The organism is Alkalibacterium indicireducens (assembly GCF_039522005.1).
GTDB classification, from domain to species: Bacteria; Bacillota; Bacilli; order Lactobacillales; family Carnobacteriaceae_A; genus Alkalibacterium; species Alkalibacterium indicireducens.
Window position 1 is genome coordinate 1 of sequence record NZ_BAAADA010000094.1, and the last position, 7,616, is coordinate 7,616.

The following is a 7,616-nucleotide window of genomic DNA, read 5'->3' on the forward strand; positions in this document are numbered from 1 at the left end:
CAGATAAGAATGGAGTTCGTAGGAAGCCCCCACTTCAAAATCCAAAGGATTTAAGTGGTGGGTAGTTCACCCATATGTTTCCTCTATTACTATAATTTGCTTTAATATTTTTTGCAAGCGCATCCTAATTTTTCAAAAAAAAAGAGACATGACAAAAAAATCACCGGCACGCTGTAAAATTCAGCGGGTGTCTGGTTTATTCTCTGCTGTCTCTTTCCTTTCAGGAATGGTCTGCTAATAGATTGTCATAATAATTATAAATCTTTTCAGCGTCTTCATTCGTTCTGGAAATAAGTATGATGGTATCATTTCCGGCTACAGTTCCTGCAATTTCAGGGAATTCTATATCATCTATCAATGCGCCGATGACGTGAGCATTCCCGGGTATTGTCACTATAATGTTCATGAACTGGACCCGTTCGTAACTGGTGACCACACTTTTTATAGTAGAATTCAGCTTGTCTTCCATAGTCAGCTGATTGTTCTGATAAATCGTGTATTTTGTACCATTTGCTGCACTATTGGTCTTGACCAAGTTAAGTTCCTTAATGTCTCTGGAGATCGTCGCCTGTGTCGCCTTTACGCCTTTTTCCTGGAGCTGATGAAGGAGTTCTTCCTGTGTAGCAATATCATTATTTAAAATGATCTGCTTGATCAGCATCTGTCTTTCAGATTTCTTCACTTGACATCCCTCGTTTCCCAAATATTAGTAAATATTAGTTGGTATTATAAATATTAGTATAACCTATTTTCAGAATATTTTCATTAGAGACATACTAACTATACCAATATTTTAATTAGAAGTTTCACAATCTATCCATATTTAGTAAGTATTGCTACAACCGGCGAGCTTTGCTATAATACAAGTGCTAATCATTTAGACTAAAGAATCGGCTATGATGTTTGATTGTTCAAATTTCAGCCCTTTTTTTATGCTTTGAATACTGGAGCTTTATTCACTTCTGCTCACTATTAATAGGAGGTCTATACCTTGGACTACAGACAACTGGTTGCGGAAGCAATCCACAACGAATTAAAAGATCATTTGGATCTGAACGAAATCAATAACTTATTAGAAAAGCCTAAACATGCGGAACACGGAGATATCGCCTTTCCTGCCTTTCAACTGGCTAAGCTGTTTAGAAAAAATCCTGCTCAGATCGCACAGGAACTTGGAGACAGCATTACCTCACCTATCATCTCCAGCGTACAAGTTATCGGGCCCTATATTAATTTCTATTTAAATAAGAAATCAGTATCCCAGGCTGTCATCAATGACGTAATCAAAGAAAAAGGACATTACGGTGAACTGTCTATTGGAAATGGTGGGAATGTGCCTATAGACATGTCTTCTCCAAATATAGCCAAGCCGATGTCCATGGGGCATCTGCGCTCAACAGTTATCGGAAATGCCTTGTCAAATATACTTGCAAAAGTTGGCTTCTCCCCTATCCGCATCAATCACCTGGGTGACTGGGGCACGCAATTTGGTAAACTGATTACAGCTTATAAAAAATGGGGAAATGAAGAAGATGTTCGTTCTGAACCTATTAAAGAACTTTTAAGACTATATGTCAAATTTCACGATGAAGCTGAAAACGATCCTTCTCTTGAAGATGAAGGCCGTGCCTGGTTCAGAGAGCTAGAATCTGGTAATGAAGAAGCCGTTGAATTATGGAAATGGTTCAGAGATGAGTCCTTAAAAGAATTCGAGAAAGTATACAAGCGTCTGAACATCTCATTTGATTCATATAACGGAGAAGCGTTTTATAATGATAAGATGAGTGATGTCGTTTCCCTGCTTGATGAGCATAAGCTCCTTACTGTTGATCAGGGCGCACACATCGTCAACTTGGACAAATACGACCTGAATCCAGCACTTATTAAGAAATCTGATGGTGCCACGCTTTATATGACACGTGATCTGGCGGCTGCTCTTTACCGTAAAGATAATTATGACTTTTCACAGTCTCTTTACGTCGTTGGTCAGGAACAGTCCAATCACTTTAAACAGCTTAAGGCTATACTTAAGGAACTGGATTTTGACTGGGCGGATTCAATCCATCATATCCCATTTGGTCTGATTACAAAAGACGGCAAGAAGCTGTCCACACGTAAAGGGAAAGTCGTCCTGCTTGAAGAAGTACTCAATGAAGCAACTGCGCAGGCACTCCAACAGATTGAAGACAAGAACCCTAACCTTCCTGACAAAGAAAAAGTTGCAGAACAAGTGGGGGTAGGAGCAGTTGTCTTCCACGACTTGAAAAATGATCGCCTGAACAACTTTGACTTCACGATCGAAGAAGTGGTCCAGTTTGAAGGAGAAACCGGCCCTTACGTTCAGTATACTAGAGCTCGTGCAATGAGTATATTGAGAAAGGCCGGCTTGGAATCCCTGTCTCCTTCTGATGCTTTCGCCCTGAGCGACGACTACAGCTGGGAAGTGATCAAGCTGCTCCACGATTACCCTGATACAGTCAGACGTGCATATGAAAACTACGAACCGTCCATCATTGCCAAGCATGCGATTCAACTAGCTCAGACATTCAATAAATTCTATGCTAATGTTCGTGTCCTGGATGAAGATCCTGAGAAAGACGCTCGACTGGCCCTGGTTTTCGCCATCACCGAAATTCTGAAAGAAGACTTAAGAATTCTTGGTGTCGAAACGCCTGACGAAATGTAAGAATTAAAGCTTAAAATAGAGATAAAACCGGCGTCGAGGATCTGCGGACCTTCGATGCCGGTTTTGTTACGTCTGACTGGAATCGCGAATGGGTCATATCAACGTGTTATGAGCCATTCGTGCTTTTAATAGAGTGGCGAATGACCCATATCACTGGTTTTTGAGACGTTCACCCCCATTATTATTTGATGAACTGCTCATATCTGCAACTTATGGTGCATTCGCAATTAATTGAGTTGCAGCTAAATATTCAACGACCCAAACCCTCTTCACAACAGTAAAAAGGCTGATCTGCACAACTACGCAGATCAGCCTTTTCTTTATAAAAAACAGTGTTAAGCTTTAATCAGTCGACTAGCTGGCTCTCTTTTACTTCAGTTTATCGTTTTCGTAAGTGTGCATTTTCTCCAGTTGAGGAAAGTCCTGCTGTCTCAAGGCCTCATAAATAAGTATATTGGCCGTATTCGACAGATTTAGTGAACGGACATGTGTGTCATTCATAGGGATGCGGAGACACTTCTCCGCATGCTTCCTCATGAAGATCTCAGGAAGGCCTGTTGTTTCCTTTCCAAATAGAAAGTAGTGATCTTTATCTGTATCAGTGAAGTCGACGTCTGAATACACTTTTTCAGCGAATTTTGATATCAGATAGAGAGGCTGGTCACCTACTGCAGTCATAAAGGCATCCAGGTCTTTATGGTAATGTATATCTACAGCGTGCCAGTAGTCGAGACCTGCTCGTTTCAGATACTTGTCATCCGTTTTAAAGCCGAGCGGTTCGATCAGGTGCAGAACAGTATTGGTACCGGCACATGTACGGGCAATGTTTCCAGTATTTGCCGGGATCTGTGGTTCAAATAATGCGATATGGTTTGTCAATGCTTGTCTCTCCTCTTGCTTTCGATTGCATCTAATCTTTCTCTCAGACCCGCGATTGCTTCGTTGAACTCGGTAATGGTTTCCTCATCGGTTTCTTTGAGTACAGCTTCTTCGAGAAAAGCCAGGACATCTTCATTCGGCCGCTTGCTGATGATAGTGGCTACTGCCCAAGCCGCTGTTCCACGGATCATCGGTCTCGGATCATTATCGATTACATTCAAAAGATCCGGAACAGCCGTGAAGTCTCTGTAGTTGGCTAGAGCGATAATCGCATTTCTCTGGAGCGGTTTCTTCCCTCGCCAGGATCCAGCCATTTCTCCGAAAGTCTGCTTGAATTCTTTATTTGAAATAGTCAGCAGAGGTTTAAGTTCCGGCGTCGTGTTGAACGGTTCAGGCTCCATATCTTCATGAAAGTGAGAATCCACCCCTTTATTATATGGGCAGACAATCTGACAGATGTCGCAGCCATAAATGACATGCCCTATTTTACGCCGGTATTCTTTGGGCATATACCCTTTGGTCTGAGTCTGGTAGGACAAACAGCGCTGAGCATTCATTCGGCCGTCACCAAGTAAAGCATCTGTCGGACACGCATCCACACAGCGGGTACAGTCGCCACATCCGAAATCAACTTCACTATCCGGTTCAAAGGCGATATTCGTAATGATTTCACCAAGATAGACATAGGAGCCGTATTCCTTGGTGATAAGCAAGCCGTTTCGACCAATGAATCCAAGACCGGCACGCTGAGCCACTGCTACATCGACCAGTTCACCTGTATCGACCATTGGCTTGAATGTGACGTCCCCTTCTGCTTCTTGACGGATGTACTCGATCAACTGATCCATTTTTTCCCTCAAAATCAAATGATAGTCTTTTCCCCACGACGCACGAGCAAATTCTCCGCGACGTTCTCCTTTGACGCGTGGCGCCTTTTCTCTCATTTTGGAGGGATAAGCCAGAGCAATCGCAATGATCGACTTGGGCTGGTCAAAAATCTTTTCCGGATAGATGCGTTCTTCAATTATCCGGTGCTCAAATCCGGAATGATGGCCTTTTTCCTGCTGGGCATGAAGCTTTTCTTCCAGATCATAGAAAGGGTCGGCGTGCGTGAATCCAATCTTGTTGATACCCAGCTCTTCCGCCTTATCAATGATCTTTTCTTTAAGCAGCTGATTCATACGTGCTCCCTCCTCTCTTTATCCTTACGTTCCAGTACTAATGACTGCCTTTATTTTGATGCGGCAATTTCTGCCAATTTATTACAGAGTTCATTGTAGCTCATTCCGGAAGCAGCAGCCTCCTGAGGGAACAAGCTGGTTGGCGTCATGCCTGGCAGTGTGTTGGCTTCTATACAGTAGACTCCGCCATCTTCAGACACCATGAAATCAATGCGCGAATAGTATTCCAGACGAAGTGCTTTGAAGACTTTAAGAGCTGTCTCCTGCATTTTCTCAGCAATTGCAGGATCCACTTCGGCTGGGCAGATTTCAATGGTTGCGCCTTCCTGATACTTGTTTTCATAATCATAGAACCCTGTTTTAGGGATGATCTCAATAACAGGCAGGGCCTTTCCTTCAAGAACCCCAACAGAAAATTCACGACCGCTTATTTTCTCTTCGATCAGAACTGACGGAGAGTACTTCTTGGCTTCTTTGACTGCCTGCTTCAAGTCCTCCTGGTTGTCCACGATATACACACCGATACTTGATCCGCTGGCGTTCGGTTTAACTACGCAAGGTACAGCGCTGGTCGGTTCGTCTGACTGTTCCAGCACTTCCCATTCAGGCGTCAGAATACCTTGTGCTGACATGATTTCTTTAGAAAGGATCTTATTCATGGCAATAGCACTGCCTAAATACCCAGTTCCTGTGTAAGTAATGTCGTATAAGTCAAACACTGCCTGAAGCTGACCGTTTTCCCCTAGTTCCCCGTGAAGAGAAAGGAAGACGAGATCCGCAGACTGACAAATTGGAATGATGTTTTCTCCGATCATTTCATTCGGCTTTTCCTTTTGAGCTTTCAGCGCATCAAGGTCCGGTATCTGCTTTCTGACTTTGTACTCATATTTATCTTTCTTTAATTTTTGGTAGGCCTCTTCGAAAGTCACTGCTTCACTGGTTCCGAAATACAGATCCAGCATAATGACTTGATGTCCGTTTTCCATGAGAGCATTGGCAATCAGACTTCCAGAACTTAATGATACTTCTCTTTCATGGCTGTAACCGCCGGCTAGCACTACAATATTCATAATTAACTCCTCCTATAACGTCTCTATGTATTATACACCATGACCTTCACACATAGTAATGTTTTAAATGAGTTTTACCGAGTTGAGCATTTTTCAGCGCAAAAAAAACGTATCGCCTCGGTGTCAAGCACTGCGAAACGATACGTTGATGAAGCCTTTGAAAATTCACGTTTTTTTATCAGCTTCTGATGGGTTGACTGATAAAAACCAATGAACCAAATTAGCTTATGAAGTACATATTAGCATCTCCTGTATAAAAACACAAGGCTATGCACCAAATAAATCCTTCTAAATCGTGACAATTCTAATGTATAATTGTCAATTTTATGCTGAATCCTCCGATTCGCCTATCAGGATAAGTAAATCCACTGTAATTTCTTTCAACTTTGTTCGTATACTATCAAAGTCTGCTTTAATATGCCAACCAAGTGGGGTCATGGTTATAAAGTCTTCCACTAGTTCTTCAGGCAGCTGAAAGGTGTAGACAACAGATTCTTTTCGGACATGAGTATAATGTTCTTCGAATTTCTCAACAACTTGAACATTGGAGTAAGTCCGTTTCGATTCTTCCTGTAATTCCCGCAATTCTTTTAGGTACCCTGGATTCGGGACGACTTTGATGACCTGTCCCCCTTGTCTCATCAGTCTGTCAAATTCACTGTAATTGGATGGTGACAATATATTTAAAAGCGTATCATACTGGCGAGAAGCAAAGGGAGAACGAGCCAGATCAGCAGTTAGAAAGAAAATGTCTTCATGACTGGCAGCCGCCAGATTGATACCTTCCTTTGATATATCGAAGCTTATAATTGGCCCCTTATACCCATTTTTCTTCAAATAGGCACTGTGAGAGCCTTCACCGCATCCGATATCTAAAAGAACGCCTTCTGGGTGCTTGATCAGTGACTGAATCTTATCCAGCAACGGCGCCCAAAGTCCGCTTTCAGCTAGTCGTTGTCTTGACAGAAGCATGTCTCTTGTATACTCGGACTTCATGCTTTTCTCCAATAAAAATAACGTCCCTTTCTTTGAAAGATCGAACCGGTGACCATCCCGACAGATCACCTGATGATTATTTACGGATTCGAATGCCTGGCTGCATACCGGACATTGAAACAAGTGAAGATGATCTTCAAGAAATACCTGTGCTTTATCTATTTTCTTTAACATGTCATGCCTCTTTTCAAATGCTTTCGATAGACCTTTTTCCTTTATCATGATATAACGAAAGTAACAAAGATGAAAGGATGATTCATAAATGCCCTGGGATTTAAATGATTACCCTGATTCATTCAAGAACCTGGACCACGTGGTTAAAAAGAAATCCATTGATATTGCCAATGCCCTGCTGGATAACGGGTACGAAGAAGGTCGGGCGATACCTATCGCAACAGACCAGGCGAAAGAATGGGCCGATAACGCCTCAGAAGATGAGATCCGTTCATTCAAGTACAGTGATAATCCAGACAAGCAGGATCAGCATGACGACACAACAAATGAAAAGCTGCTGGACAATGATGTTCTGGTTTACTTTGAAGAAGAGGAATGGAAGGTACGGACGAAAGACGCCAAACGTTCTGACTCGACTTTTGACAGTAAAGATGAAGCAGTCAAGCGGGCCAAAGAAATAGCAGATAATAAAGAATCGAACGTCATTACATTTACGAAAGACGGGAAACGGCAGTAAACGTTTTAACTCATATTAAAAAGCGCCTGAACCACGCAGGATTTAAACTGGACCCCATGTCAAGGACAGTTTGATAAAAACCCCTTATAATTTATTATCGCTCCTTCTATGAT

At 42.3% G+C, this 7,616-nt stretch carries 7 protein-coding genes; 2 read left to right on the forward strand and 5 right to left on the reverse strand.

Annotated features, from left to right (window positions below; genetic code table 11):
• Positions 1-220 precede the first annotated feature (220 nt).
• Positions 221-682, reverse strand: coding sequence for an arginine repressor (gene argR, locus ABFX15_RS05950; protein ID WP_346024559.1), 462 nt, complete (start codon positions 680-682; stop codon positions 221-223).
• A gap of 309 nt (positions 683-991) precedes the next feature.
• Here argR and argS point away from each other — a divergent pair, with 309 nt between their 5' ends.
• Positions 992-2,686 carry an arginine--tRNA ligase gene (gene argS / locus ABFX15_RS05955; protein WP_346024560.1) on the forward strand — a complete coding sequence of 565 codons (1,695 nt, stop codon included), beginning with the start codon at positions 992-994 and terminating at the stop codon, positions 2,684-2,686.
• Positions 2,687-3,055: 369 nt separating this feature from the next.
• On the opposite strand, the gene trmL is transcribed toward argS, so the two are convergent.
• The 4 genes from trmL to ABFX15_RS05975 form a co-directional block, all read right to left on the reverse strand.
• Positions 3,056-3,565 (reverse strand): tRNA (uridine(34)/cytosine(34)/5-carboxymethylaminomethyluridine(34)-2'-O)-methyltransferase TrmL, encoded by a 510-nt coding sequence (gene trmL / locus ABFX15_RS05960; protein ID WP_346024561.1) that lies wholly within the window; start codon positions 3,563-3,565, stop codon positions 3,056-3,058.
• A complete protein-coding gene (gene queG, locus ABFX15_RS05965; protein WP_346024562.1) occupies positions 3,562-4,746 on the reverse strand; it encodes a tRNA epoxyqueuosine(34) reductase QueG in 1,185 nt (394 codons plus the stop codon). Before queG ends, trmL begins: the two co-directional genes overlap by 4 nt.
• A gap of 50 nt (positions 4,747-4,796) precedes the next feature.
• Positions 4,797-5,816 (reverse strand): D-alanine--D-alanine ligase family protein, encoded by a 1,020-nt coding sequence (locus ABFX15_RS05970; protein WP_346024563.1) that lies wholly within the window; start codon positions 5,814-5,816, stop codon positions 4,797-4,799.
• 324 nt (positions 5,817-6,140) lie between these two features.
• On the reverse strand, positions 6,141-6,986 hold the full coding sequence (locus ABFX15_RS05975) for a methyltransferase domain-containing protein (RefSeq protein WP_346024564.1): 846 nt from the start codon (positions 6,984-6,986) through the stop codon (positions 6,141-6,143).
• 88 nt (positions 6,987-7,074) lie between these two features.
• On the opposite strand from ABFX15_RS05975, the gene ABFX15_RS05980 reads away from it, so the two are divergent.
• Positions 7,075-7,503: a DUF2188 domain-containing protein gene (locus tag ABFX15_RS05980; protein WP_346024565.1), complete on the forward strand. Its 429-nt coding sequence runs from the start codon at positions 7,075-7,077 to the stop codon at positions 7,501-7,503.
• Positions 7,504-7,616 lie beyond the last annotated feature (113 nt).

Bases quoted from the DNA above. Each gene is read 5' to 3' on its own strand.
- queG (WP_346024562.1), bottom strand. From the start codon at position 4,746: ATGAATCAGCTGCTTAAAGAAAAGATCATTGATAAGGCGGAAGAGCTG.
- ABFX15_RS05980 (WP_346024565.1), top strand. From the start codon at position 7,075: ATGCCCTGGGATTTAAATGATTACCCTGATTCATTCAAGAACCTGGAC.
- ABFX15_RS05970 (WP_346024563.1), bottom strand. From the start codon at position 5,816: ATGAATATTGTAGTGCTAGCCGGCGGTTACAGCCATGAAAGAGAAGTA.
- ABFX15_RS05975 (WP_346024564.1), bottom strand. From the start codon at position 6,986: ATGTTAAAGAAAATAGATAAAGCACAGGTATTTCTTGAAGATCATCTT.